The organism is Cognatundibacterium crateris, assembly GCF_010078235.1.
In the GTDB taxonomy this organism is placed as follows: Bacteria; Pseudomonadota; Gammaproteobacteria; order Burkholderiales; family Burkholderiaceae_D; genus Undibacterium; species Undibacterium crateris.
Genome location: NZ_JAABOS010000003.1, coordinates 439,789 through 465,675 on the forward strand (window position 1 = coordinate 439,789; position 25,887 = coordinate 465,675).

Sequence of the window (25,887 nt, forward strand, 5' to 3'; positions counted from 1 at the left end):
ACAAGAACAGAACTCTAAGCACTCATTTAATTTCATATTGACGTTAACGTTAACGTCATATAACTTAGCTGCATAATTCAGCAGCAAGTTGTCAGTCCAGGATGGTCAGTGCACACTCACCCCATGAACTGACAGCTTGTCCAACTACCGTTGAGGATGACATGACAGACCTGTCCGTAGCCCAAAACCTGACCGAATACAAACCCGCGAATAAAGTGCGCTTTGTCACTGCCGCCTCCCTGTTCGACGGCCATGATGCCTCGATCAATATCATGCGCCGCATTCTGATGGCGAATGGTGCCGAAGTGATTCATCTGGGCCATAACCGCTCAGTCGAAGAAATCGTTACTGCCGCCTTGCAGGAAGATGCGCAGGGTATCGCGATCTCCAGCTATCAGGGTGGCCACGTCGAGTATTTCAAATACATGATAGACCTGCTCAAACAACGTGGCGGTGCCCACATCAAGGTGTTTGGCGGTGGTGGCGGCGTGATCGTGCCGGATGAAATCGCCGATTTGCATGCGTATGGCGTGACCCGTATTTTCAGCCCGGAAGATGGCCAGCGCATGGGCCTGGTCGGCATGATACTGTCCATGATACAAGCCTGCGACATCGACTTGTCCGGCTATGCACCAGCCAGCCTGCAAGTGCTGCAGCAAGGCGATATCGTCGACAAACACAGACCGCTGGCGCAGCTGATTACCGCGCTCGAAAACGACCAGGTTAAACCGGAATTACGTGAAGCGCTGCATAAGGCCGCGGAGCAGACACGGGTACCGGCTTTTGGTATCACTGGCACTGGCGGCGCCGGTAAATCCTCGCTGACCGATGAATTAATCCGCCGTATCCGTCTGGATCAGGATGACCAGCTGAATATTGCGCTGATTTCTATCGACCCTTCGCGCCGCAAATCCGGCGGTGCCTTGCTGGGTGACCGCATCCGTATGAATGCGATCAACCCGTGGGCCGGTCAGCATCGCGTGTTTATGCGCTCGCTGGCGACGCGTGAAGCCGGTTCAGAAATTTCCCAGGCTTTACCCGACGTGATCGCGGCTTGCAAAGTGGCTGGCTTCGATCTGGTGATCGTGGAAACCTCGGGTATCGGTCAGGGCGATGCAGCTATCGTGCCACATGTGGATGTGTCCATGTATGTGATGACGCCGGAATTCGGTGCCGCATCGCAGCTGGAAAAAATCGATATGCTGGATTTCGCCGATTTTGTCGCGATCAATAAATTTGACCGCAAAGGCGCACAGGATGCTTTGCGCGACGTGGCCAAGCAATACCAGCGTAACCGCGAACTGTGGAGTAAAAAGCCAGACGAGATGCCGGTGTATGGCACTCAGGCTTCGCGTTTCAATGATGATGGCGTGACTGCCTTGTACCAGGGCATACTGCCAGCATTGAGCAGCCGTGGTTTGAAAACGCAGCCCGGCAAACTGGCTGCGGTAGAAGTACGCTATTCCAGCGCCAAAAATGTGATTGTGCCACCGGCGCGTGCCCGCTATCTGGCAGAGATTGCTGACAGCGTACGTGGCTATCACAAAACTACCCGCACCCAGGTCAGCTTTGCACGCGAACGCCAGCAATTACAGGAAACCAAACGCATGCTGAGCAAGGCCGGTAAAGGCGATTCGCTGAACAGCATCGACGAGCTGATCACCGAACGCGACAACCACTTGTCTGCTGAATCGAAAAAGCTGATCAGCATGTGGCCTGATATGCAGCAGGCCTATTCCGGCGATGAATATGTAGTCAAAATCCGCGACAAGGAAATCCGTACCCGTTTAACTTATCAGTCTTTGTCCGGTACCACCATCCGTAAAGTATCGCTGCCACGCTTTGCCGATCATGGTGAAATCCTGCGCTGGCTGATGCTGGAAAATGTTCCTGGCTCTTTCCCTTACACCGCCGGTGTATTTGCATTCAAACGCGAAGGTGAAGATCCAACCCGTATGTTCGCGGGTGAAGGCGATCCTTACCGTACCAACCGCCGCTTTAAACTGGTATCGCAAGGCATGGATGCCAAACGTCTGTCGACCGCGTTTGACTCGGTCACGCTGTATGGCGCAGATCCGGCGCTGCGTCCTGATATCTACGGCAAAATCGGTAACTCCGGCGTGTCGGTGGCGACGCTGGATGATATGAAGGTACTCTACGACGGTTTCGATCTGTGTGATCCGGCGACCTCGGTCTCCATGACCATCAATGGCCCGGCACCGACTATTCTGGCCTTCTTCATGAATACCGCGATTGATCAGCAAATGGATAAATTCCGTACTGATAACAAGCGCGAACCGACTGCCGATGAAGCTGCCAAAATCCGCAGCTGGGTCTTGATGAATGTACGCGGCACGGTACAGGCCGATATTCTGAAAGAAGATCAGGGTCAGAATACCTGCATCTTCTCGACCGAGTTCTCGCTCAAGGTGATGGGCGATATTCAGGAATACTTCGTGCACCATCAGGTACGTAATTTCTACTCGGTGTCGATCTCCGGTTACCACATTGCCGAAGCCGGTGCCAATCCGATTTCCCAGCTCGCATTCACGCTGTCAAATGGCTTTACCTTTGTCGAAGCCTATCTCGCCCGTGGCATGCACATCGATGATTTCGCCGCGAATCTGTCCTTCTTCTTCAGTAATGGCATGGACCCGGAATACACCGTGCTGGGCCGGGTGGCGCGCCGTATCTGGGCGGTGGCAATGCGCGATAAATACGGCGCCAATGAACGCAGCCAGAAGCTGAAATACCATATCCAGACCTCGGGCCGCAGTCTGCATGCGCAGGAAATCGACTTCAACGATATCCGTACCACGCTGCAGGCATTGATCGCGATTTACGATAACTGTAACAGCTTGCATACCAATGCCTATGATGAAGCGATCACCACACCGACTGATGAATCAGTCCGTCGTGCACTGGCGATACAGCTGATCATCAACCGTGAATGGGGCCTCGCGAAAAACGAAAACCCGATACAAGGCAGCTTCATTATCGAAGAACTGACAGATATGGTGGAAGAAGCCGTGTTGCAGGAATTCGAGCGTATCGCCGAACGTGGCGGTGTGCTGGGTGCGATGGAAACCGGCTATCAGCGTGGCAAGATACAGGAAGAATCCATGCATTATGAACACCTGAAGCATGACGGCACTCTGCCTATCATCGGTGTAAACACCTTCCGCAATCCTAAGGCCGGTGAAACACCGCAAAAGATAGAACTGGCGCGTTCAACCGAAGAGGAAAAACAGTCGCAACTGACGCGTCTGGCGGATTTCCATCAACGCCATGCTGCCGTCGCACCGCAGGCGCTGGCGGCCTTACAGCAGGCCGCAATCGACAATGAAAACGTGTTTGCACGTCTGATGGACGCCGCGCGCGTGTGTTCACTCGGTCAGATCACGACCGCCTTGTTTGAAGTCGGCGGCCAGTATCGTCGCAATATGTAATTCTGCGGCGCAGAGCTCAGCCCTGTGGATACGGGCTGAGCGTCAGCCTGATAAAAAGCCGATACGACTGATATTGGCAGCGCACATCAATGCAAATCAGTACAACACAAAAAAATCCCGGATCTGTGCCGGGATTTTTTTATGGATACGTGCATACTGTACTTAGTTTTCAACGAATAAAAACAGGAGCAGGAATACGATGGCTAGTCGTCCTATGCAGACTTATCAAGGCAGTTGTCACTGTGGTGCGGTGCGCTTTCAGATAGAAACTGATTTTCCAGAACTGACCATGTGCGATTGTTCGATTTGTCGCCGCAAAAATGCGCTGATGGTGAAAGTGCATGAGACGCAGTTTCAACTGATCGCGGGTGCAGAGGTACTGACTGAATATCAATTTCATACCCATACTGCGCGCCATTTCTTTTGTAAAGTCTGCGGCATTTATCCTTTCCACCGCAAGCGCGTCACGCCCGATCATCTGGGTATCAATGTATTCTGTCTGGAGGGTTTTGAGCCTGAGGGGATACCGGTAAGGCAGGCGGTTGGTGCGGCCATGGTATAAAACTGAGTCGCTCACCACAGCTTGCGAGTCGGGATCATCATTGCTGTCGTTCTGCGGCCTTACGAAAGCACTGTGATACTGCAGCAAGCACACCGTAGTCGATGTGCTTGCTGCTAATGCTGGCATTGCTGCCAGTGCGATCCTTATGGCAGGACGTTCAGCGTGAGCCGTGTTGTTGCTTCTGTGTAGCCATCATTCAGAAATAAGCCGATGAAATAGCTGCCAGCCGCCAGACCGGAAAAGCGCATACTGCCCTCGGCTGTAGTGACATAGCTCCATTTTTTCGAGGAAGTGCTGCCCGGAACGGCGCCTTTGGCATAAATACCTATCCAGTTTTTTGGATTGATTTTCAGATTTTTCCAACTCACGCTGAAACTGTCGTTAACCCGGATTTGCGTTACCGGACAACTGAGGCTGACTTCTCCGGGGACAGGATTTGGGGTAAGGGTGGCCAGACCATTGAGTACCGGATCGGTAAAGTCTAAGCCAGCGCCTTCCAGATGTCCGGCGTAGTGACGCCAATAATCGCCATCCCCTTCTATGCTGATGCTGAAGTCATACCATCCCTGGCTATTGTCCAAAGCTTTGATTTGCGTTTTGCTTTCGCCGGGCTGGGTGTCAAAATTGTAGACGGTGCGGTCACCATAGGCCAGGTCTGTCAGTTTGAAGCGGCAGGCTTGCTGGGAATTATTTTTCACCGTGATGCGTACGGAACGGCTTGCTGCATCTTCACTGATGCTGACTTCAGCGCCACGTGTGCCAACATTGAAGCGGCCACGGAATTCACGCAAAAAGCCATTCAGACTATGTACTGCCAGATGATAGCTGCTGTCCGGCCAATTAAAGACTTCGTTATCGATGCGCTTCTTCGCTTCCACCATATAGTGCCAGGGCCCATCATTACGCAGGCTGGAGTAAACCCGGTAAGGCACTGCTATGCTGCCTTCGTTAGAAAAACTCAGCGCGAGCTGATTTGCGCTGGCGGCTACACTGGCTTCCACCACTGAGCGGTAGGGCAGCGCTGCCGCTACACGTGGCAGGTTAGTGCTGACTTTCTCCTGGCTGGGCAGGGTCTGAATTGCCGGAGGATTCGCAGATGCACTGCCCCAGTTTTTGTTATACGTAGCGGTGCGGGGTATGCTGGAAACCCAGTCGGTATTGGTGGCGGCAAAGTTAAATGCGCGTGTCAGATCACCGCAGACGGCACGCCGCCACGGTGAGATATTCGGGCATTGTATAGCTGCGCGGTTCAGGCCTTTTGCCTGTACCAGCCACTCTTCCATAAAGCGTATTAAGGAGGTGTGATCATATAATTCCGAACAGATGCGCCCACCTTTACTCCAGGGAGAAATCACCAGCAAAGGCACGCGTGGCCCCAGGCCTATAGACTCGCCATTATGCACTTCACCCTGCAACACGTTGCTCAAAGTGCTGCGGCCACGGTCATTGTTGAGCGGTGGAATATATGGCGGCATATGATCGAAGAAACCATCGTTTTCATCATAAGTGATGATTAGCGCGGTTTTAGACCACATATCAGGATTGTCGACCAGCGCAGATAACAGTCTGGCGCTGAAGTTCTCGCCCGCATTTGGCGTCGCTTCAGGATGTTCGCAATACTCGGTCGGTGCGCAAATCCAGGAGATCGCAGGCAAGGTATTATTTTTCACATCCTGAGCAAACTGATCAATCAGCCATTGACCGGTAGTGCCTTTGGCATTGCCGGGGGTGGAGCCAGGTGCGTAAGCGCGGGCTTTCTGATAGAGCGGCGAAGCGCTGGTCAGACGTTTACCGTTGGCATCGACCCGGAAATTTTGAAAATACTGCAGATAGTTATCACCGTAGTTATCCCATTCCTGATAGACCTTCCAGCTGACTGCATTGCTTTCTAAAATCTCGGCATAGGTTTTCCACTTGATTCCCTTAGCCGCCAGATTGTCATTGCTGATATCCGCGTTATAAACACCATTTGTGACATTGTACAAACCGTGGTCTGACAAGCCGGTGATGTTGTCCGGCGCATGTCCGCTCAGTGCATAGAAGCGATTGGGATCAGTCGGCCCAAACACCGAGCAGTGATAGGCGTCACATACTGTAAAAGCATCGGCCAGCGCGTAGTAGTAAGGCAGGTCAGCGCGGTTGAAATAACCCAGACAGCGTGCGGATTTCTTTTCCACCCATACATTCCAGTCTTTCCAGCTGGCTTCGGTACCTTTCCATGAATGATCCAAACCCACCCGCAAGGCATTGGTATTGCGTACATCAAAGTGGTAGGGCAGGGTGTAGCTGTTGCCATTTGGCTGATACCAGACTGGCTTGCCGGATGGAAGCGTGATCGCGCGCGGATCGTTGTAGCCACGTACCCCAGGCAGGGTGCCGAAATAGGAGTCGAAAGAACGGTTTTCCTGCATCAGGATCACTATATGCTCCAGATCACGGATGCTCTTGGTTTTACTGTTGGCTGGAATCGCCAATGCGCGGCCTATGGCTTCGGCGAAGGTCGGCATACTGGCGATACCGGCCGCGGCAGCCGTCAAAAACTTACGTCTGGAGTCATTACTCATGATGGATTAGGTCCTCGAAAAATTGGGTGGTGTGATTCTGAAGAGAAACCGGATTCAGTGAGTTTATGATATCGCCGATTCCAGAACGAAAGATCATAGTGAGTATAAATGACAATTTCATGACGCTAGATTGTTCTTTGGAAAAACGCTGTTTAACTGCCACAAGGAAACAAGTGCACACTGACCTAAGCAATGAAGTGTGATCTGGTATAGTTGGCCGGATCATGTTCATAAGCAAAGATATTTCTGGAGAAAATATGAAGCCGATCCGAATGATGAAAACGCTGAGTCTTGCTTTGTCTGTCTGCTGCCTGAATACGGCTAGTTTGCAGGCGGCACCGATTTCTGCTGCGGAGTCCAGATTCCTTGTGTTGAAGGAAGGTAACGCCCCCGAGTCCGGTGTGTTCACCAGAAAACAAACGAAAGTGATCCAAACGCAAGCGGATTACAAAGCAGAATTGAGTCGTTACACCAGTGCTGCACCAGGAACCGTTGACTTTTCTAAAGGCCGCGTATTACTGATCGATATGGGGCCACGTCAGAGTGGTGGTTTTTCACTGAAAGTTGCAGCGGTCAATATTTCTCCAAATGCAGTGACGGTCAATCTGGAACTGGTCGTGCCCGGCCCGCAATGCATGGTGACTGCGGTGCTGACCAATCCGTATCAATTCATTTTCATCCCGACCCAAAAAGAAATTCTGATGTCTGAGAAACTGGTGGCTGCTGCTTGCTAGGGTGAGGTATCTACGCCCAGGTACTTGCTTGAGCCCGGTTTATGTTGCAGTGTCCGAGAGAAAATAAATTGTTGATATGTATCAGTATTTTACATATTATATTAGCAATTAATTTTTATTCACAGGACTGAGGAAAAATTGTTCCGGTAAGGCGTGGTGAGGAAATCAGTATCACTTGTACGGCAAGTGGGCAATCACCCAGCGTGCGGACGCCATTCCTCATTCGAATTTATCGGAGACTGCATGCGTGCGTTTATTTGTCTGATTACTGCGCTGGCCGCGTATATGCCAATTGCTTCACTTGCACAGAGTGAGGCGCAATATAAACTCCGTGAAGAGACGCCCAGAACCGGAACCAATATCCGTAAAAACCTGACCGAACCCATTAATGTCGCGATCAACCTCAGCTATGCAGAGTTGAGTGCAGAAGAAAAAAAACGGGTGCGTGGTAATTATGAGGTGATGCCAGATGCGGATGAGCCGCCATTTCCTAAAAAGGGTTTACGAGCGCTCATTAAACCTATCTCTCAGCTGCAACAGAAGTTGTTGGTTGAAGGGCCGTTGTCACTGATAGGTCTGATCGATGAAAACGGTAAGGTGGTGGAGGTCAAAGCGATAGGATCACCTTCTCCCGAAATGACTAAGTTTGCCAGTAGCGTGATGATACTGACAGAATTCAAACCTGCTGTGTGCGCTGGCCAGCCCTGCGTTATGGAGTTTCCGTTTCGCATGCAATTCACGACGCGGCGATAAGTTAGCCTGACAAACAAATCGCGAAAGCCAATGATCTGGATTATTTCAGTTTGATCGCCTTCGCCAGCACTTCCCACAAGCGATCCAGGTCTATCGGTTTGGTCACATAATCCTGCATGCCGGCCTGAAAGCATTTGTCTATTTCCTGTTGCATCACATTGGCAGTCATCGCAACGATAGGCAGTTCTTCTGCGGCATACAATTGACGTAAGTGTTCGGTGGCGGTAATACCATCCATCACCGGCATTTGCATATCCATCAAAATCAAATCATAAGGCGTATTGTGCGCCATGCTTGCGGCAACCATGTCCAGACAAATTTTTCCATCCGCCGCAACGTCGACTACCAATCCGACCCCTTCCAACAGCGCGGTGGCCACTAATTGATTGATATCGTTGTCTTCTACCAGCAGTACTCTTGCACCTTGAATTTCGCCTAGGTCAGCCTCAGCCTGACTGGCTTCTACGGTTTCTGAAACATGGAAGTCGTTCGACTCATTGCCTAACATTTGCATCATCGTATCGACTAGCAAAGAGCTATTGACCGGTTTGGAAAGCACATGCTCGATACCCAGTGTTTGTGCGCCTTTTAACAGTTCCTCGCGCCGGTGTGCGGTGACCATCAGCAAAAACGGCGGTGCTTTTTGGGCGACATGTTGAATTTTTTTGACTGCTTCCAAGCCATCCATTTCAGGCATTAACCAGTCGAGTAAGACAAACTCAAATGGTGTTTCACACTTCTCTGCTTCAACGATATCTTCAATTGCAGCTTTACCCGAATTCGTGCAGCTTACCTGAAAGCCCAAGGCATTAAGCATGTCCGCCATCACATGCGCAGCGACCTCATTGTCGTCCACCACCAGAATACGTTTACCACGCAAATTCTCATTCGCCAACCTGGGTTTTTTGACACTGGCATCGACGCCAAACCGGGCTGTAAACCAAAACGAAGAACCTTCGCCAAAGACACTGTCAACACCGACCCCGCCACCCATAGCGCTGGCCAGATTTTTGCTGATGGCTAATCCTAAGCCGGTGCCGCCAAACTGGCGAGTGGTGGATGAGTCAGCCTGAGAAAAGCTTTGAAATAAGCGGCCTATCTGTTCTTTGGTCAGACCTATGCCGGTATCTTTGACCACGAATTTCAACAGTATGCCTTGCGCATCCTGATGTATCAGCTGAATGCTCAGCTGTATCACGCCTTTGGCGGTGAACTTAATCGCATTATTGGAATAATTGATTAAGATTTGTCCTACCCGCAGAGGATCACCAATCAGCGTATCCGGAATAGCAGTATCGACCTGACAGATAAGTTCCAAACCTTTGGCATCCGCCTTTTCTGATAACACCGTGATGACATTGTCCAGCACGGATTCCAGTTGAAACGGAACGGCTTCTATCGACATCATGCCAGATTCAAATTTTGAAAAATCTAAGATGTCATTGATGATGCCTAATAAATTATCGCCGGACAGTTTAATTTTTTTCAGATAGTCTCTCACCACAAAAGACAGATCGTGTTTAAGAGCGAGGCCGGACAAGCCGATAATGGCGTTCATCGGTGTCCTGATTTCGTGGCTCATATTGGCGAGAAAGGCGCTCTTGGAACGCGCTGCCTGTTCCGCTGCCAGCTTGGCCTGATACAGTTCTTCTTGCTGCGCCATGAGTTTTTCATTGGCGCTGGATAAGGCCAGCGTGCGCTGCGCTACCTGTTCTTCCAGGTCGGCATACAGCTCAGCATTTTCTATGGAAATCGCTGCCTGGGCAGTCAGCCATTGCAAGGCTTCGAGCAGGCGCTCAGAAAACAGACCGGCTAATTCACGGTGCTCCAGAAACAGTACTCTGCGCAGTGGTGAACGGTTTCCGATAGGCTGACACAGCACACTGGCAATTTTCCTTTGTGAAAAAAAAGGCTCATTCAGTATTGCTGTATGTTTGTGGATGCTGTTTTCATCATCAACGATGACCTTTTGCCCCAGGTTCAAAACATAACGGATCAATTTTTCCGGCAGCACGGCGTCCTCCATGCCGTAGCTGACTTCAATAAACAATTGATCTTCTGTGACACGACAGATGGCACCCTGCTGTGCACCGGATACCTCTACGATGGTGTTCATCAAACGATGGACTAAACTTCCTAACTCCATTTCGCTGCTGATCGCCTGCACCGAACGCAGCACCGCCAGTGTATCGAGCGAATCACCGATATCCCAGCCTGTAGTTGCCTTCGCACCGTGAACAGGTGCAGGTCTGAGTGCGAGTTCGGCCTGAACTTTGCCCGCAAGATACAGCGCCTGCGCATGCTGGAAGGACGATAGACTTTGCTCCCATGCCCACCATCCGTCCGGCGAGGTGCTGCCGCGCCACTGCGCTAACAGCGTATAGGCAAGGCCTGCGTCCAGATTGAATCCATGCGCTTGCGCCAGTTGCGCTGCCTGCAGCATTTGCGCATCGCTGTGATGACTATGTTGATCCAGTCTGGAACGTATCGCTTTCAATAGCAATAGCCTGTGTTCTGCATTGTCCGGCGCCGCATACTTACACAGCCGCAGGAAATAGCGTAGGCCCTGATTAAATCGTGTCCGCAGCGCTGAATGTGCTGATTGTGTTGACGGTTCCGACTGCGCAGTTGCGTTGATGCTGCTTGCTTCCTGCTTGCCCGTCAGGATATGCAGACCCGATGCCGCGCTAATCCAGAATTCGACTTCCTGAGCAATCGCAAAGCCCGGCATGGATGACAGTAGCGGGGAACTGCTGCATTCCAATACCTGTTCATAGTGGCCGCAACGGCCATACATAATCAGCTTCACCGCCATCAGTAATGAAGCACAGACTGGTTTGCCTCGCAGAGTCAGCATCAGAGCATCGATTTGGCGATGGAATTGTGGCTCTGTGTCAGAATCAGCAGAATTGTCGCGTAGCGCCCTGACATAGCAATATGGGCCATGTAATAACTCCAGATCAGCATCCAGCGTAAATGAGCGGCTGAAATTTCTGAGTGCGAGATAATCCTCCTCAACCATGTGCAGATTCTTACCAAGGCATAAGCCAAGCAAAAATTTACAGCCGAGGAAGCTGGCTGCAGCCTTAGGCTTGCTGGCCTGACTGGCACAGATGAAATCCGCATCTGCCAGGGCCTGCAGGCACTCCCAGGCCTGCAGCCAGGGAGCGACGAAGTAAAACCAGCGGCTGCGTGCATCTGCCAGGTCAGATGACGGCGCTCCGCTAACACTGTGCAGCAAACTGCTGGCCCGCGCTGCTGCACCAGGATAGTCCTGATCGCATTCGATCCGGCTTTGCGCCAGCATGACATCCAGCATAGCCTGTACAGCGAGAGTGGGTGCGACGGTCCTCTGCGCTGACAGCTGGTGAGCGAGTGTATGGAACATGGACCGATCCGTATAAGAAGCTGCCTCCATCGCGGTCACGGACAGTATGACGGATTCATGATCCGGCAGTGCCAGGCCCTTATGCGCTAATGCCTGTAAAGCGATAGGCAATGCTTCTTGATAAAAGCCGTACTGACACAACAAATCAAGCTGTAATACTGTGAGCCGGAAGCGTTCTTGCTCAGCGTTCACCAACTGAAGCAGACGATCAAAACTGGCGATGCTTTGTGCTAAAGCGCCCGATGCGAGTAATGCTTCTGCCTGTTTCAAGTACAAAGTGCTAAACAGCTGATCATGCATAGCCGGATCGGCTTTGGAGAGCAGTTTCAGCGCCGCTCCAAAATAATTAGCAGCAGATTGATGCGCCATATTCGCCATCGCCCGCTCACCTGCTTTGACCAGCAATCTGGCGACTGCAATTTGTTCCTCATGCTGTTTGATGAAAAATTGCGCTTGTACCAGGTGATCGACCAGTAAAAACAAATCACTGTCACTGGAATTGTCGGAATATTCCTGCCAGAGCACATGTCCTATTTTTAAATGCAATTGGGATAAACTCAGTGGCCCGACTAATGCATACGCGGCTTGCTGTATCCGGTCATGGGTGAATTGAAAAATACGGGTTTTATCCTGATTGCTGACGGCGACAATTAATTCTTCGTATAACGGTGCCGCCAGCCAGGCTAAGGTACGAGCCTCCGTTTGCTGCGACACGCGCGCCAGCAGCGACAGACTGAATTGCTTACCTATGCAGGCACCAAAGCGTAACATTTGTTGTGTCGATGAACCCAATGCAACCAGGCTTTGCATCATCATATCAACCACATTATCAGAGGCATCCTGCATTTGTGCATATGACAGCGACCAGTCCCAGGACTTCGTGTTGGGATCCACATAGAGCTGTCCTTTGGCATACATATTTTTCAAAAACTGACGGATATGAAAGGCGTTGCCACGGGTTTTTTGCATAATCAAAGCCGCTAATCCGGCCGCATCCCGAATACCCTCGCAAGTATCCTGTATCAGTTTTTCTGCATCGTCACGATACAAAGGCAGCACGGTCAGATCCAGCACCTGACATTCGGTCGCCCTGACTTCTTCCAGCATTTTCATCAAAGGATGGCTGGGGCTGACTTCATTATCGCGATAAGCCAGAACCAGCATTAAATGGCTGTCATGGGTATTGAGCAGCAAATAGCGTAGCAAATGCAGGGACGCATAATCGGCCCACTGCAGATCGTCCAGAAAGAGCACCAAAGGAGAGTCTGCACTGGCAAACAGGTGTATGAAGTCCAGAAATACGCCATTAAAGCGCTGGCTCGCGGATGCGGCTGGTAAGTCTGGAGCTGACACAGCTGGCTCGATAAAGTGCAGCAGGTCAGGCAGTAAATTGACAAAAACTGCAGCCTGATTACCCAGGCAAGCTTTAATTTTTGTGCGCCAGACTTCTAATTCTGACTGACGTTTAGCCAGTAACTGATGCAGCAAAACAGTCAGCGCCTCCACAAACGCGGCATAAGGCCGGTCGGCATGATGCTGGTCATATTTTCCTTCGCAAAAATTAGCCTGAGCCTCTGCGATACAGGCTTGCATTGCATGGATCAGTGATGATTTACCTACGCCGGAACTGCCACCGACCACACATAACAGGGTTTGTCCTTTGCGTGCGCTTGCAAAGCCTTGTACAAGCTGCGCGACTAACTCTTCACGGCCGTATAAATGTGAGGACAATAAAAATTGTGACGCCGGCTCAGTCGATCCCAGCTGAAATGGGGGAATGCTGCCGGTCTGGCCTAGCTGCGTGAGGCAAATTTCTAAGTCGTGACTCACACTGTTGGCAGTGGCATAGCGTGCCTGCGGTGATTTTGCCAGCAAGCGCATCAACAGCTCCGACAGCATATGCGGAAGGGCTGGATTGAGCAGCACAGGAGCAGGCGGACTCAATGCCATTTGGCTGTGGGCCAAATCTAAAGGGTCGGTACTTTGAAAAGGCGGATGGCCCAGCATCCATTCATAAGCGATGATACCCAAGGCATACAGATCACTGCGCTCATCAATACAGGGCAGCTTCCCGGCCTGTTCTGGCGACGCATAGCGCAGCCGTTCCAGTGAACTGGCGCTGAGCAGCTTATTGTCGGCAAGGATAGACACCGTTCCATCCGCATTGATCTCTAATGATGCCGCTGTCAGTGCACCGTGGCAGCCATGTAACTCATGATACTCAGCCAAAGCCTGGCTGAATTGCAGCAGTTTGCGGATGGTGTGTTCGTCAGCTGCCGACGTCGTACTGAAATTTGAAGCGGTCGTTTTTTCATTGAGCATACTTATTTTTCTTTGAAAAAAGGCAGGGAGGGCAGGGCAAGGTGCAATCCTTCAAACCCAGATCACAGAAAGAGGATGCGAAGGTCAGTTTAGGCCGCCGATCCTGATACTTCAAAAGTATTTTTACAGACGCTGAGCAAAACAAGCATGTCCATTAGCGTTGACAGGTTTCGATCCGCGTCCTTTCCCGTGCAGTCTCTGCCTGACTCCGCTTATTGAGGGTGTAAGGGCTGGAAACTGAAATCTCCCCTTAAAGATTTTTTTCTATGCACTATGATGGTTTGACAAGCTGCGTGTTTCCCTGCGCCTGGCTCTATACAACTATTAATTTTGCAAGAGGTCATCATGGATTATGTAGAACGAATAGATCGTGTCTGTAAAAATGTGATTGAACCGAATAGCATACGAGTTGATAAAGAAGGCGTATTCCCGCATGAAGCGATTGCGGCCTTGAAAAAGGAGGGATTGCTGGGACTGATCTCGGCTGAGCCAGTTGGCGGACAGGGCCAGGGCTTGCATGCGGCGGCGCAGGTGATATTGCGGATCGCTCAAGACTGTCCTTCCACCGCCATGGTGCTGTGCATGCACTACTGCGCGACAGCGGTATTGGAGGCTCAGGGTAGTGAAGCGGTACGCAAAGCGATTGCGAGCGGTGAACATCTGAGCACGCTGGCCTTCTCCGAAGCGGGATCGCGCAGTCATTTCTGGGCACCGGTCAGTACCGCAGAACGTGTGAATGACACTATCCATCTGAACGCGCATAAGAGCTGGGTGACCTCAGCCTTTGAAGCCGACAGCTATGTGTGGTCGAGTCAGTCGCTGAGCCAGACCGGTAGCACCTTGTGGCTGGTCGCATCTGATTTGGCGGGTCTCAGTCAACCGGCAAAGTTCGATGGCTTAGGCTTACGCGGAAACGCTTCAACGCCTATCATGGCGCAGAATGTCATGATACCGGCGGCTTGTCAGCTGGGTCAGGATGGAAAAGGCTTCGACACCATGATGGGTGTGGTATTGCCCTGGTTTTCTGTGCTGAGTGCTGCGTGCTGCGTAGGCTTGTGTCATGGCATCCTGGAGCGTGCTATCGGCCATGTCGCCGCCACCAGGCATACCCATTTATCGACTTCGCTGGCTGACTTACCCACCATACGCGCCTATCTGGCACGTGCAAAAATCCAGGCGGATGCCGCCGCCACCTTGTTACAAGACACGATAGTCGCGATACAAACAGAACGTGCCGACAGCATGCTGCGGGTGCTTGAAGTCAAAGCCGCGGCATCAGAGACGGCATTGAATGTGTCTGAAACAGCGATGCGGGTGTGCGGAGGGGCGGCTTTCCGTAAGGAGGCCGGTATCGAACGCCTGTTCCGCGATGCACGTGCTTCTTATGTGATGGCACCGACCAGTGACGTGCTGTATGACTTTATCGGTAAAGCGATCACGGGCCTGCCTTTATTCTGAGTAAATGGAGAAATCATGAGTCGCGATACGCTGGTGATGGGAGCAGTCGCTTACGCGCCCAAGGTGGTCACCATTTGGGAGGGCTTAAAAGCCTATCTGGCCCAGCACAATATGAAGTATGACTTTGTGCTGTATACCAATTACGAGAGACAGGTACGGGATCTGTTCAGTGGCTATATCGACGTGGCCTGGAATTCGCCGCTCGCTTATGTCAGGGCGCGACGCTTTGCCACCAGCCGTGGCTTGTCCATCCGCCCCCTGATCATGCGTGACACCGATTGTGATCTGCGCTCAGTGTTTGTCGTCAATGCAGAAAGCCCGATACAAACGCTGCAAGAGTTGCGCGGAAAAACACTGGGAACCGGGGCGATGGATTCGCCACAGGCTACCCTGATTCCGCTTGATCATTTGCGTCAACTGGGATTGGTCGAGGATAAGGATTACACCGTTTGCCGCTTCGATGTGCTGACCGGAAAACACGGCGATCATATCGGTGGCGAACGGGATGCCGTGCTTGCCTTGCTGGCCGATGCCGTCGATGTATGCTGCATCTGTGAGGGCAATTACAATAATTTTATGTTGGATGGCACGATGCGTTCCGGAACGACCCGGATTATCGGACGTACCGGTGCTTTTGACCACTGTAACTTTACAGCAGGTCCGCATGCGCCACCTGAGTTAGTTCAGCAATTTACCGAATTAGTACTGGCGATGCGCTGGGAGAATCCGCAGATTCGCCCCTTGCTGGAATTGGAGGGTTTGCGCGAATGGTTACCCGCCAGAAGTACCGGTTACGATTTACTGGAGCGTGCAGTGGGCGAACAGGGATTTTATGCGGAAGACGGTAGCATTTTGCATCCTGACTATGATTATGATTAGCGGTATCAGCTCAGCCCTGAGCATGTGCTGATACACGCTTGTGGCGCACGCTCATTCCTTGCGCAGTGGCAGAAACAAGGAAAATACACTGCCGCTTTCAGGTGCACTGTAGTGTTGTATGCATCCATACATACGCTGCGCCAGTTGACGTGAGATGGACAAACCCAGACCGGTTCCGCCGTAAGGACGGGTGGTCGACCAGTCTGTATTCGTCAACGCCTGTGAAATCTGTTCCGACAGCTCCGCCGTCATTCCCGTCCCGCTATCACTGACCGCAAAATGTAAAGCGGGCACAGCTAAAGGATTTTGTTCCGCTTCTGAGCGCAGAATAGCCAGACTCACTTTGCCTTCACTGTTAAATTTAAACGCATTGTTCAGTAAATGTCTGATTATTTGCTGGGTGCGTGCAAGGTCCACATTCAGCACGGCCGGAACATTGCTGGCGAGATTCAGATCAAAGTTCATATTTTTGCTTTGCGCCAGAGACTGGAACTGGTGCTGGATGTCGGCGACAAATTTCTCAGTGTCGACATCGTGGTAATTGAATTCAACAGCCCCGGCTTCAATCTTGGATAAGTCCAGTATATTTTCAATCAGGCTTAATAAACTCTTGCCTGAAGTATTGATAGTCGCCGCATATTCCACCTGCCGTGCAGACAAGCTGCCGTCGCGGTTGAGTTGTAATAACTGAGACAGCGTCAGTATGCTGTTAAATGGTGTACGCAGGTCGTGCGACATATTGGATAAAAACTCAGCTTTAAGCAGACGCGTTTGTTCGGGCAAGGAAGTTTGTTCCGCCAGCCTTGCATTCGCAGCCAGTAAAGCTTGCTGGTGCGACGCGATTTCTTCTGCCTGCGTTTGTATTTGCTGCAGCAAATCCCTGTTGTGCTGATGAGCGCGAAAACTGTCGATCGCAATGGAGACAATGCCAGCAGCTTCTTCCAGCCATTGCACTTGCTGCGGTGTGTATGCATGCGCTGCGACCAGGCTGATGGCGCCATGGATGTGCGCGTTCCAGATCAGTGGAATCGCGATACTGGAAACAGCTGGCGCGTCGTTTGCTTCACCAGACTGTATCAGTGTTTTTTTTAAGCGTACAGACTCGTTGGACATGCTCAGCAGGGCCGTGCTGCCATCTGCGGATTGCTGTTCCGGCGGATAGGTATAAACGGCAGGCTTGCTATGCGTGGCTGGAGTGAAAAGAATCAAGCCAAGTTCAGCGTCCACATAACTGGCTAATTGTTGGATGCTCGCCTGAGCAAGCTTTGCCTGATCGTATTCAGCATTCATCGTTTTTCTGAGTTGATGAATACCATTCCTGAACCAGTCTGAACCGGCTTCGTGTTCCGCGACTTGAGGCATCTTTTCCTCCACGTGAGTGATGTTCAGTTTAATTTATGCAGACAGCATGCGTGTGCAGAGCTAGTGTGACGAGTTAGTCAGCGCAGCAGGAATGACAAGTCTGAACAGTACGCCCTTACCAGACTCACTCTCTAGCGAAATATCGCCCTTCAGGGTGCCGCGTATCAGATTGTGAACGATGAACAGACCGAGCCCGGAACCGCCTTGCCCAAATTTCGTTGTATAGAAAGGTTCAAATATCCTGCGATGCAGTTCAGGTGCAATGCCTATACCGTCATCGCAATAGCTGATGTGGATCTTATCATCGTGGCGCACAGCTTCAATCGCAATTTTCCCACCTTCCTTTTCATCGAAGCCGTGACGGATGGAATTGACAATCAAATTGGTCAGTATTTGCTCAATATCACCCGGATAGCTATCCAGTGTCAGCTCGGCTGCAATATGAACTTCAGTGCTGATTTTCGCACTTCTCAAAGCAGCACCCTGGGTCGTTAATACGTCGCTCACTGTTTGTCTCAGATTGAACAGGCGTTTGGATTTGCTGGTCTGGTTGATCGCAATATTTTTAAAGCTCTCGATTAATTTTTTTGAGCGGTTCGCATTCCGCAGTAGCAGCTCGCTCGCACTATTGCAATCGGCGATGGTATGTTGAAGTTGATTGAGCGTCAGTTTTTTCTGTTCCACATTTTCAAACAGCGTCATTAGCATTTCTTGTATGGTGGATGCCGCTAATACGATATTGCCTATCGGCGTGTTTAATTCGTGCGAGACGCCGGCGACGATGCCACCCAGTGAAGCCAGTTTTTCTGATTCAAAAATCTGTTCCATCGCCAGGCTCAGCTGTTCCGTTTTTTCCTTCACCCTTTGTTCCAGATTTTTAGTCAGTTGGAAAATCTCTTCTTCCGCATGCTTGCGCTCAGTAATATCGTAGTTGACACCGGTCATACGCTGCACATTGCCATGTTCATCAAAGCTCACCATGCCGTGATTTTTCAAGTGGCGCACAGATCCATCGGGCAGCACAATACGGAACTCTATGTTGAAGTTTTGTTGATTTTTGAGTGCCAGTTTGAGCGCAGTTTTACATCTGGACTGATCTTCAGGATGGACATACCGGAGCCAGGATTCCGTCGTGCCATCAAACTGATCGCGCCCGATTCCGAATAATTGATAGACGCGATCTGTCCATACCTGGTGATTGCTGGCGGCATTCCAATCCCAGATGCCTAATTCCGCTGCACGCGTTGCCAGCTCCTGGGTTTCGGCCAGATGTTTATAGCGCTCCAGGTTTTCGTTTAACTCTGTGGTGGCGTGTTGTAATGCAGCTGCCCGGGATGCACTCAACACTTCAAGGAATTTTTTTTGTTGTTGAATAATGTCCCTTTGCCGGCACAGATCGCAAAAAACCCGGATTTTACTTTTGACGATAGTGGGTTCGATTGGCTTGATCATATAGTCAATCGCGCCCAGCTCATACCCATACAACTGGGCACTGTACTGACTCATTCCGGCAGTGATAAATATGATAGAGATATGAGAGGTAACGGCATTGCTGTGCAGCCGTTTTGCTACTTCAAAACCATCCATGCCCGGCATTTGTACATCTAACAGTATCAGTGAAATATCGTTTTGTAGCACGGCGCTTAACGCTTCCTGGCCTGAAGTTGCCCTGATCAGTGTGATGTCTGTCAATTCTTCCAGGATCGCTTCCAGTACCAGCAGATTTTCCAGACGATCATCGACGATCAGCACCTGCAGTTTATGTCCTTGTCTTTCCAGGCTGCTGGTACGTTTTGCAAGCAACTCTTCGACATGCGTCATGTATTGATTATTGTTGAGCAGCGTTTGCTGAGGCCGGTACAGTTTGGCAAATACCTCGACCTTATTGCGCAGAATAAGTGGCTCTAACGGTTTGATCAGATAGTCGACCGCGCCGCTTTCATAGCCTTGAAACTGGAAATCTTCACGCGATGAGGCTGTCAATAAAATAATGGGTATATGGCTGGTCAGCGGATTGGCACGTATTTGCGTGGCAATTTCAAAGCCATTCATTTTTGGCATGTGTACATCGAGAAGAATCAAGGCGAATTCACGATTCTTCAAATGGCGTAAGGCCTGATCACCTGAAGTGCACGACACGATTTCAAGCTGATCGAGATCTCCCAACATAGATTCCAAAGTAAACAGGTCTTTCAGTTCATCGTCGACCAGTAGTATTGGAATGGAATGTGCTGCCATTGACATATTCTCCGTACTCAGTGCAAAGCAGGTGGTGTGTGACAAATGCTAATCAGGCGGAATGAAAGGGCCCGCGATTGATGTGGAATGAACGCTGCTCCCGCACTGCGCAGGCAAATAAGATACGCAAATATCACTTCTATCCATTGCCATTGCGTGACTTGCTTGACATGTGCTTGTGATGAACGCGGTGCTAAACTTCGCGTTGGATCAACTGATTCAGTCTTATGCATTTTTGTTCTGTCCCGACTAAATTCAGCACTGATTCCAGTCATTATCACTATGTGAAGTGGGCTAAACAGTCAGCCTGCAGGCTGGGCTGGCCTGACACTCTGTGATCGCTACATGTCTGCACCCGTCGGTAAGCGGCAAACTTCAGTAACGGAGGAATCGATCCGAGTTACTCCTCCTCAGCCAAGACGGACTAGATACAAATGTAGGATACGGGAGTTGGAACTTCAAGTATTCTTCTATGCAAATTCCATCAGAAGAAGTTGCGCCCAGTCGTCTTTAAACTGCAAGCAGTCTATGCCAGTCAGCCCTGCCTGTTGTGCCTGGCTGGTGCAATTCAACAGCGGTGAAGTTGTGTCCGGCATTTCCATCACTCATTTCCCGCTTGCGTCTATCCCATGTTGTAGTGAAATCACAGGTGCTGACAGGCATGGCTGTTCGATGATGCGTGGCAAGGTATATACTGCACTGAATGACTGAACACTGAGTAGACCGATTAATTGCAGGGAGACCGTATGACCACCGTATTTGTCAGCTCCACACCGTTTGATCTCGCTGTGCATCGCAAACGTCTGAGTGAGGAATTCGCACGAGAGGCCGCCGATTATTTTGGTGCGACCCTGACTTCGGCCTTACCGGAAACCCCGATTGAAGACCGCTTACGTCTGGTGCGTAGTGCGAAAGCCTATATCGGCGTGTTTGGCATGGTATTTGGTGATGTCGACGCCAGCACCGGAAAATCTCTGATACAGCTCGAGTATCTGGAAGCGCAGTTGTATTGTGTGCCGACGCTGATTTATCTGATAGACGAAGATGAACATCCTATTTTGCCTAAAAATGTGGATACCGGTATTGCCGCGCAATGGCTGGCCGACTTCAAGGCGCAGTTGAGCCAGTCGCATGATGTGCGTTTCTTTGATTCCCCCGATGATCTGGTCGCCAAAATTCATAATGACTTGCACCGTGTGCTGAGCCCTGCACAAAAAACAGCCGCAGCAGCAGCTCCAGCCCTAGCTCCGGTTCCTGTTCCTGTAGCGGTCGCACCAGTTACGGTCGCTGCTGTGGTGACGCCGCAAGCACAGCCAGCCGCCCTCAGCGCAGCAGCGCCAGAGACGGTGGAGACGGCCGCAGTTCCGGCAGTGAAGAAGAATTCGCAGCGCTATTTACTGACTGAGCCGCGTTTTGCGTTTTTTAAATCCAAGGTGTTACCGGTGCTGCCACCGGACTTTGATGATGTGCCGCTCAAGGATGCACTGGAATTACTGTTAGCCAGCAATACGCTGTCAGCTGCTTCCAGCCTGGCGCGCGGCGCGGCGATGCCACTGGAAGATGCGGTGGAAGTGATACGCAAAATGGAGCTGATCATCATCGACACCATCTACAAGCAAAAGAATGGCGGCTGAGTGCAGCTTGCTGTGGCGTTTTCCGCCGCAGCATTTGCCGCAGTATTCTGCTCGGGCTTTGGCGGGGTAGGGCAGCTGTCCGGTTATACTGGCGCCTGTTTAATGTTTTGAAAGTATGTATGTCCAGTTTCCCCGCCTGCCCGCAATGTGGCTTAGAAAATACCTATCCCGACGGTGATAACCTGGTGTGTGCGGATTGTGGTTTTGAATGGCCGGCTCAGGCTGCTGCCAGTGAAGACGACAATGATGAACGCATCGTGAAAGATTCCGTCGGCAATGTGCTGGCCGATGGCGATGCCGTGGTGCTGATCAAGGATTTGAAAGTCAAAGGGTCTTCCACCACCCTCAAACAAGGCACCAAGATTAAGAGTATACGCATCGTTGGCGGCGACCATGAAGTCGATTGCAAAATGGATGGCGGTAACTTCATGCTGAAAGCCTGTTACCTGCGTAAAGCATAAGCAGACTCATCAGTACTCATCACCTTACATCTCACCAGCGCTCAGACCGTCGTCCGCTAAAGTCCGCGAAAGTTGACTAAGGCTGCGCTGATCGCTGTCACCACACTGTCCCAGTCCCCTGCTGCCGTTTGTCGAAACAGGCGGGTTTGCGGATACCACGGGCTGCTCTGGGTACGATTCAGCCAGCGCCAGTCAGGTTTAAACCAAGGCAGCATCAGCCAGCAAGGCTTGCCTAAGGCACCGGCCAGATGGGCGACGGCGGTATCGACGCTGATCACCAGATCCAGTTGCTGTATCAAGGCGGCGGTATCGGCAAAGTCATGCAACTCCGCTGAGTAGTCCTGCAAAGGCCGCTGCGGATAAGCCCGATTCCATGCCGCTACCCCATCCTGTGCGCTGTGCTGCGTTTTTTGCAGACAGATCCAGTCTATACCGGGTAATTCAGCTAAGGGAAGCAGACAAAGAATATCCGCGATCGAGCGGTCTGCGTCATTTTCAAACGCCGGATTGCCCTGCCATGCCAGCCCGATGCGCAAGGGTCTGGATGCAGCTTGCGTGAACAGCTGTTGCCAATGTTGGCTCAGTGCCGCAGTCAGCGATAAATAAGATGTCCCAGCCGGGATGCTGTCAAAGCGGGTTTGAACATGGCCGGGCAGGCTCATCAATGGCAGCCAGCCATCCCAGTCTGTTTCATTGATCGTGTCAGAAAAATCCAGCAACACGTCCGGCGCGGCGGGATGGGCAGGATTGCCAGTTTCAGTCAGCTCAGTCAACCCCTGCATCAGACGCGTCAATGTGCGATCACAGACCAGACCCAGTCTGGCGACACCTTCCTGGCGCAGCAGTGGCAGATAGCGACAAAACTGGATCAGGTCGCCGGCACCGCCCTCCTGTGTAATCAGCACGCGTAATCCGCGCAGTGACTGTCCGGTAGTCAGGCGTTTTGTGTGTACATAGCGGCTCAGCTGTTGCCAGGGGCGGGCTTCCCAGTGTTGCCAGCCTTCCTGCATGCGGCCTTGTCTGAGCAGCAGATAACTCAGATTGAAGCGCGGTGCCAGATTGTCCGGTGCCAGCGCTATGGCATGACGGTAGGCTTCCTCTGCCTCCACCTCGCGGTATTGCACCGTGCGCAGCATGCCGTAGTGCGACCAGCCAGCGGCGGAGGTCGGCTCTCGCTGTAAGCCCTGCAGCAGATGCAGCTCGGCTTCCTCAAAGCGTTTCAGTTGCAGCAGCACATGCGCCAGCTGAAAACTGAGTTGTGCATGCGGCGCCAATAAGGCAAGGGCTTGCTGATAGTAGTTGGCTGCGCCAGACCAGTCTTGCTGTTGCTCGGCGAGCCAGGCCAGGTTGGCCATGGCTTCGCCGTTATCGGCTTGTAAGGAGAGTGCTTTACGGAAGGCCAGCTGTGCTGTCAGCAGATCACCGTCAGCGATGCAGGCATGGCCTTCGCGCAGGTAAGCGGCAATTTCGTAGGTGGGCTTGGCGCACATGAGCAAGATCAGCACAGCGTCTGGGTAGTTCAGGATGCTGGCATGGTAATGCCGTGCTCAGCGACTGGCAAGCTGCATGCAGTAGTGCACAGCTTAGTACACGTCACGCAGATAACGGCCCTGATCGCTGAGCTGATCCAGCTGCTCCTCACCCAGCACATCGACTAAAGTCTGATGCACTTCGCCCGCCATGCCCTGCAGGCTGCCACAGACCAGGATCGCAGCACCTTGCGCAACCCAGTCTGCCAGCAACGCAGCACGCTCGCGTAAGGCATGTTGTACATAGCGGCGCTCGGCTTGATCGCGCGAAAAACACAGATCCAGTTCCGGCAGCCAGCCCTGTGTCTGCCAGTCGAGGATTTCGGACTGGTGGAAAAAATCCTTGCTGCGCTGACGTTCGCCAAAAATCAGCCAGTTCTGTTGCTGACCTTTGGCGATGCGTTGTTTCAGATGCGCACGCAAACCCGCCAGGCCAGTGCCATTGCCGATCAGGATCAGCCGTTCTGCGCCTGGGGTATGGAATTGCGGATTGCTGCGTATGCGCAGCTGTATGGCTTGCCCGACCTCTGCATAGGCGGTCAGCCAGCCGGAACCCAGACCCAGACTGCCATCATCCTTTTGCAATTGTCGGACCAGCAGCTCCAGTCCGCCATCGCCAGGCAGCGAGGAAATGGAATATTCACGGTGCGGTAAAGGGGTACCGTCTGCACCGTCGATCGCCATTCCCGGTGCGGGCTGCGGGCCGATTTCAGCGATATCGCCAGCCTTCCAGCCGACAGTGTCACCAGCCGGTGGCGTGAGCCTCAGATGAAACACCGGACTGCCCTGGCTGTCCGGGTTCAGACAAAGACGCTGTTGCAGCGTCCATTGTTGGTAATCAGGTGTGCTCCAGTCGGCCAGTTCGGTGTGGCCGCTGAGTTTGCCCAGATAATGCTGCCAGTGGCGCAAGGCGGCTTCATCGCCATTATCGACTTCAATCAGGTCGCATAAGGGCGTTGCTCCCTGATGCGCAAACCAGTGCGCCAGCTGATGGCCAAATGCACAGTATTGGCTGTAGTGACGATCGCCAAGCGCGAGCAGGCCAATTTGTAAGTGATGCAGGTCCAGCTGTTGCGGCAGCAGCTTGCGACAAAACTGATCGGCATTGTCCGGCGCATCGCCTTCACCTGTGGTACTGACGATCAGCAGCAGGCGCCGCGTCTGCTGTAACAGCGCAGGGGTCAGCTGGTTCAGGCTCAGGATCTGGCTGGGCAGTCCGGCTTGCTGTAAATGTTCTGCTGTTTTCTGTGCCAGACTCAGTGCAAAGCCGGTCTGACTCGCATAGCCGATCAGGATGCTTTCCTCATTGTCCGTGGCATCGCTGCTGTGTTGCTGACGTCGTTCGGCCAGCCAGGGACTGATCCAGCTGGCCCAGCACAGACTCAGATAGCTGCCGGCGATCAGTGCCACACTGAGTGGACGTGGCGCAGCCTGGCTCAGTGCCAGCGCACCGGCCACGCCGCTGGCCAGACTGAGGCGTCCGGCACTGAGGAATTGCTTAGGAAATTTCATTATGTATCCAGCATGGCCTGCATGGTGCGACTGAGGCTTACTTGCAGCCCGCTTGCGGACTGGCTCATGAGGCAACAGGCAATTTGATGGCTGTTCGCATAGTCCAGCGCAGCCTGCTCACCCATCACGGTGAAGGCGGTAGCCAGCGCATCGGCGATCATGCATTCCTTGTGTAAAACGGTGACCGAGACCAGACTGTTATCGACCGGATAACCGCTGCGCGGGTCCAGGGTATGCGAATACTGGCGTCCATCCTGCTCAAAAAACTGGCGGTAGTTGCCTGAGGTCGCGACCGCTAAACCATGCAGCGCGACCAGGCCGTTCCAGTCTGGCGGTGCTGACTTTGCTGCACTGGCGGGTGGTGTTTCTATGCGCACCCACCATGGCATCTGATCCGGCTTGATGCCAAAGCCGCGCAGTTCGCCGCCCACTTCCACCAGATAGCTGGGGATAGCATGCCGCTCCAGAAATCCAGCCACCTGATCGACTGCATAGCCTTTCGCAATCGATGACAAATCCAGACTCAGGCCGCCGGGTTGCAGCAGTTCGCGCTGTAGCCGGTTCAGTTGCAGGTCGCGCCAGCCAGGCTGTGCCAGCACCCCTGCGATGTCTGCTTCAGACGGGCGGCGCGCAGGCTGATGACGATTTTCTGCCGGGCCGAAGCCCCACAGATTGACCAGCTTGCCTGCGGCGGGGTCATACGCGCCTTCGGTTTGCCGTGCCAGATAAATGGCGTAATCCATCACAGTACAAAACTCCGGAGCCAGCGTGCACACGCTGCCAGCCGCGGCCTGGTTGAAGCGTGATAAATCAGACCCGGCTTCCCAGTGGCTCATTTGCTGCACCACCAGATCGAGTTCCTGCTGTATCCCGTTCTGCCAGAACGCCACCTGTTGCTGTGGCAGGCTGGCAGGCAGGTAAAACTGTACCTGCCAGTTGCAACCCATGCTGCTGCCTGAAAGCTGCAACAGGCGCAGTTGTGCAGGCAGCGCCGGTGGTTCCGGCGCATCCAGAGGGATGAACACTAGTCTCATGCGCTGCT

Annotated in this window: 16 protein-coding genes; 9 read left to right on the forward strand and 7 right to left on the reverse strand. The window is 52.2% G+C overall.

What is annotated here, in order from left to right:
- Positions 1 to 161: 161 nt before the first annotated feature.
- Complete coding sequence (gene icmF, locus EYB48_RS07985) at positions 162 to 3,449, forward strand: fused isobutyryl-CoA mutase/GTPase IcmF (protein WP_162019794.1); 3,288 nt, start codon at positions 162 to 164, stop codon at positions 3,447 to 3,449.
- A 199-nt stretch (positions 3,450 to 3,648) separates the two neighbouring features.
- Positions 3,649 to 4,011 (forward strand): GFA family protein, encoded by a 363-nt coding sequence (locus EYB48_RS07990; RefSeq protein ID WP_235934968.1) that lies wholly within the window; start codon positions 3,649 to 3,651, stop codon positions 4,009 to 4,011.
- 143 nt (positions 4,012 to 4,154) lie between these two features.
- On the opposite strand, the gene EYB48_RS07995 is transcribed toward EYB48_RS07990, so the two are convergent.
- Positions 4,155 to 6,575: a phosphocholine-specific phospholipase C gene (locus EYB48_RS07995; protein ID WP_162019795.1), complete on the reverse strand. Its 2,421-nt coding sequence runs from the start codon at positions 6,573 to 6,575 to the stop codon at positions 4,155 to 4,157.
- Positions 6,576 to 6,832: 257 nt separating this feature from the next.
- Between EYB48_RS07995 and EYB48_RS08000 the strand changes: the two genes are divergently transcribed.
- A complete protein-coding gene (locus EYB48_RS08000) occupies positions 6,833 to 7,309 on the forward strand; it encodes a protease complex subunit PrcB family protein (protein ID WP_162019796.1) in 477 nt (158 codons plus the stop codon).
- A 243-nt stretch (positions 7,310 to 7,552) separates the two neighbouring features.
- Positions 7,553 to 8,062 (forward strand): hypothetical protein, encoded by a 510-nt coding sequence (locus EYB48_RS08005; RefSeq protein ID WP_162019797.1) that lies wholly within the window; start codon positions 7,553 to 7,555, stop codon positions 8,060 to 8,062.
- Between the two features lie 40 nt (positions 8,063 to 8,102).
- Here EYB48_RS08005 and EYB48_RS08010 read toward each other — a convergent pair whose 3' ends face one another.
- Positions 8,103 to 13,772, reverse strand: a complete 5,670-nt coding sequence (locus EYB48_RS08010) for an ATP-binding hybrid sensor histidine kinase/response regulator (protein ID WP_162019798.1) — start codon at positions 13,770 to 13,772, stop codon at positions 8,103 to 8,105.
- A gap of 345 nt (positions 13,773 to 14,117) precedes the next feature.
- On the opposite strand from EYB48_RS08010, the gene EYB48_RS08015 reads away from it, so the two are divergent.
- Positions 14,118 to 15,230 (forward strand): acyl-CoA dehydrogenase family protein, encoded by a 1,113-nt coding sequence (locus EYB48_RS08015; RefSeq protein WP_162019799.1) that lies wholly within the window; start codon positions 14,118 to 14,120, stop codon positions 15,228 to 15,230.
- A gap of 15 nt (positions 15,231 to 15,245) precedes the next feature.
- Positions 15,246 to 16,109, forward strand: a complete 864-nt coding sequence (locus EYB48_RS08020; protein WP_162019800.1) for a phosphate/phosphite/phosphonate ABC transporter substrate-binding protein — start codon at positions 15,246 to 15,248, stop codon at positions 16,107 to 16,109.
- A gap of 51 nt (positions 16,110 to 16,160) precedes the next feature.
- On the opposite strand, the gene EYB48_RS08025 is transcribed toward EYB48_RS08020, so the two are convergent.
- Complete coding sequence (locus EYB48_RS08025; RefSeq protein WP_162019801.1) at positions 16,161 to 17,471, reverse strand: sensor histidine kinase; 1,311 nt, start codon at positions 17,469 to 17,471, stop codon at positions 16,161 to 16,163.
- A gap of 60 nt (positions 17,472 to 17,531) precedes the next feature.
- The gene (locus tag EYB48_RS08030; protein ID WP_162019802.1) at positions 17,532 to 19,709 is read right to left on the reverse strand and encodes a response regulator; all 2,178 of its coding nucleotides are present in this window, start codon (positions 19,707 to 19,709) and stop codon (positions 17,532 to 17,534) included.
- Between the two features lie 528 nt (positions 19,710 to 20,237).
- Here EYB48_RS08030 and EYB48_RS08035 point away from each other — a divergent pair.
- From EYB48_RS08035 to EYB48_RS08045, 3 genes are all read left to right on the forward strand, one after another.
- Complete coding sequence (locus EYB48_RS08035; protein WP_162019803.1) at positions 20,238 to 20,420, forward strand: hypothetical protein; 183 nt, start codon at positions 20,238 to 20,240, stop codon at positions 20,418 to 20,420.
- Between the two features lie 35 nt (positions 20,421 to 20,455).
- Positions 20,456 to 21,343: a DUF4062 domain-containing protein gene (locus tag EYB48_RS08040; RefSeq protein ID WP_162019804.1), complete on the forward strand. Its 888-nt coding sequence runs from the start codon at positions 20,456 to 20,458 to the stop codon at positions 21,341 to 21,343.
- Positions 21,344 to 21,462: 119 nt separating this feature from the next.
- Positions 21,463 to 21,804, forward strand: a complete 342-nt coding sequence (locus EYB48_RS08045) for a zinc ribbon domain-containing protein YjdM (RefSeq protein ID WP_162019805.1) — start codon at positions 21,463 to 21,465, stop codon at positions 21,802 to 21,804.
- Positions 21,805 to 21,860: 56 nt separating this feature from the next.
- Here the strand turns inward: EYB48_RS08045 and EYB48_RS08050 are convergent, their stop codons facing one another.
- The 3 genes from EYB48_RS08050 to EYB48_RS08060 all read right to left on the reverse strand — a co-directional run bounded on the left by EYB48_RS08050 (position 21,861) and on the right by EYB48_RS08060 (position 25,879).
- Positions 21,861 to 23,294, reverse strand: coding sequence for a tetratricopeptide repeat protein (locus EYB48_RS08050; protein WP_162019806.1), 1,434 nt, complete (start codon positions 23,292 to 23,294; stop codon positions 21,861 to 21,863).
- Between the two features lie 93 nt (positions 23,295 to 23,387).
- Complete coding sequence (locus EYB48_RS08055; RefSeq protein ID WP_162019807.1) at positions 23,388 to 24,845, reverse strand: sulfite reductase subunit alpha; 1,458 nt, start codon at positions 24,843 to 24,845, stop codon at positions 23,388 to 23,390.
- A complete protein-coding gene (locus tag EYB48_RS08060; RefSeq protein WP_162019808.1) occupies positions 24,845 to 25,879 on the reverse strand; it encodes an FAD:protein FMN transferase in 1,035 nt (344 codons plus the stop codon). The genes EYB48_RS08055 and EYB48_RS08060 overlap by 1 nt, the downstream gene beginning before the upstream one ends.
- Positions 25,880 to 25,887: the final 8 nt, after the last annotated feature.

Excerpts from the sequence above, each read along its gene's own strand:
- icmF (WP_162019794.1), top strand. The coding sequence starts at position 162 with ATGACAGACCTGTCCGTAGCCCAAAACCTGACCGAATACAAACCCGCG.
- EYB48_RS07990 (WP_235934968.1), top strand. The coding sequence starts at position 3,649 with ATGGCTAGTCGTCCTATGCAGACTTATCAAGGCAGTTGTCACTGTGGT.
- EYB48_RS07995 (WP_162019795.1), bottom strand. The coding sequence starts at position 6,575 with ATGAGTAATGACTCCAGACGTAAGTTTTTGACGGCTGCCGCGGCCGGT.
- EYB48_RS08000 (WP_162019796.1), top strand. The coding sequence starts at position 6,833 with ATGAAGCCGATCCGAATGATGAAAACGCTGAGTCTTGCTTTGTCTGTC.
- EYB48_RS08005 (WP_162019797.1), top strand. The coding sequence starts at position 7,553 with ATGCGTGCGTTTATTTGTCTGATTACTGCGCTGGCCGCGTATATGCCA.
- EYB48_RS08010 (WP_162019798.1), bottom strand. The coding sequence starts at position 13,772 with ATGCTCAATGAAAAAACGACCGCTTCAAATTTCAGTACGACGTCGGCA.
- EYB48_RS08015 (WP_162019799.1), top strand. The coding sequence starts at position 14,118 with ATGGATTATGTAGAACGAATAGATCGTGTCTGTAAAAATGTGATTGAA.
- EYB48_RS08020 (WP_162019800.1), top strand. The coding sequence starts at position 15,246 with ATGAGTCGCGATACGCTGGTGATGGGAGCAGTCGCTTACGCGCCCAAG.
- EYB48_RS08025 (WP_162019801.1), bottom strand. The coding sequence starts at position 17,471 with ATGCCTCAAGTCGCGGAACACGAAGCCGGTTCAGACTGGTTCAGGAAT.
- EYB48_RS08030 (WP_162019802.1), bottom strand. The coding sequence starts at position 19,709 with ATGGCAGCACATTCCATTCCAATACTACTGGTCGACGATGAACTGAAA.
- EYB48_RS08035 (WP_162019803.1), top strand. The coding sequence starts at position 20,238 with ATGCCAGTCAGCCCTGCCTGTTGTGCCTGGCTGGTGCAATTCAACAGC.
- EYB48_RS08040 (WP_162019804.1), top strand. The coding sequence starts at position 20,456 with ATGACCACCGTATTTGTCAGCTCCACACCGTTTGATCTCGCTGTGCAT.
- EYB48_RS08045 (WP_162019805.1), top strand. The coding sequence starts at position 21,463 with ATGTCCAGTTTCCCCGCCTGCCCGCAATGTGGCTTAGAAAATACCTAT.
- EYB48_RS08050 (WP_162019806.1), bottom strand. The coding sequence starts at position 23,294 with ATGTGCGCCAAGCCCACCTACGAAATTGCCGCTTACCTGCGCGAAGGC.
- EYB48_RS08055 (WP_162019807.1), bottom strand. The coding sequence starts at position 24,845 with ATGAAATTTCCTAAGCAATTCCTCAGTGCCGGACGCCTCAGTCTGGCC.
- EYB48_RS08060 (WP_162019808.1), bottom strand. The coding sequence starts at position 25,879 with ATGAGACTAGTGTTCATCCCTCTGGATGCGCCGGAACCACCGGCGCTG.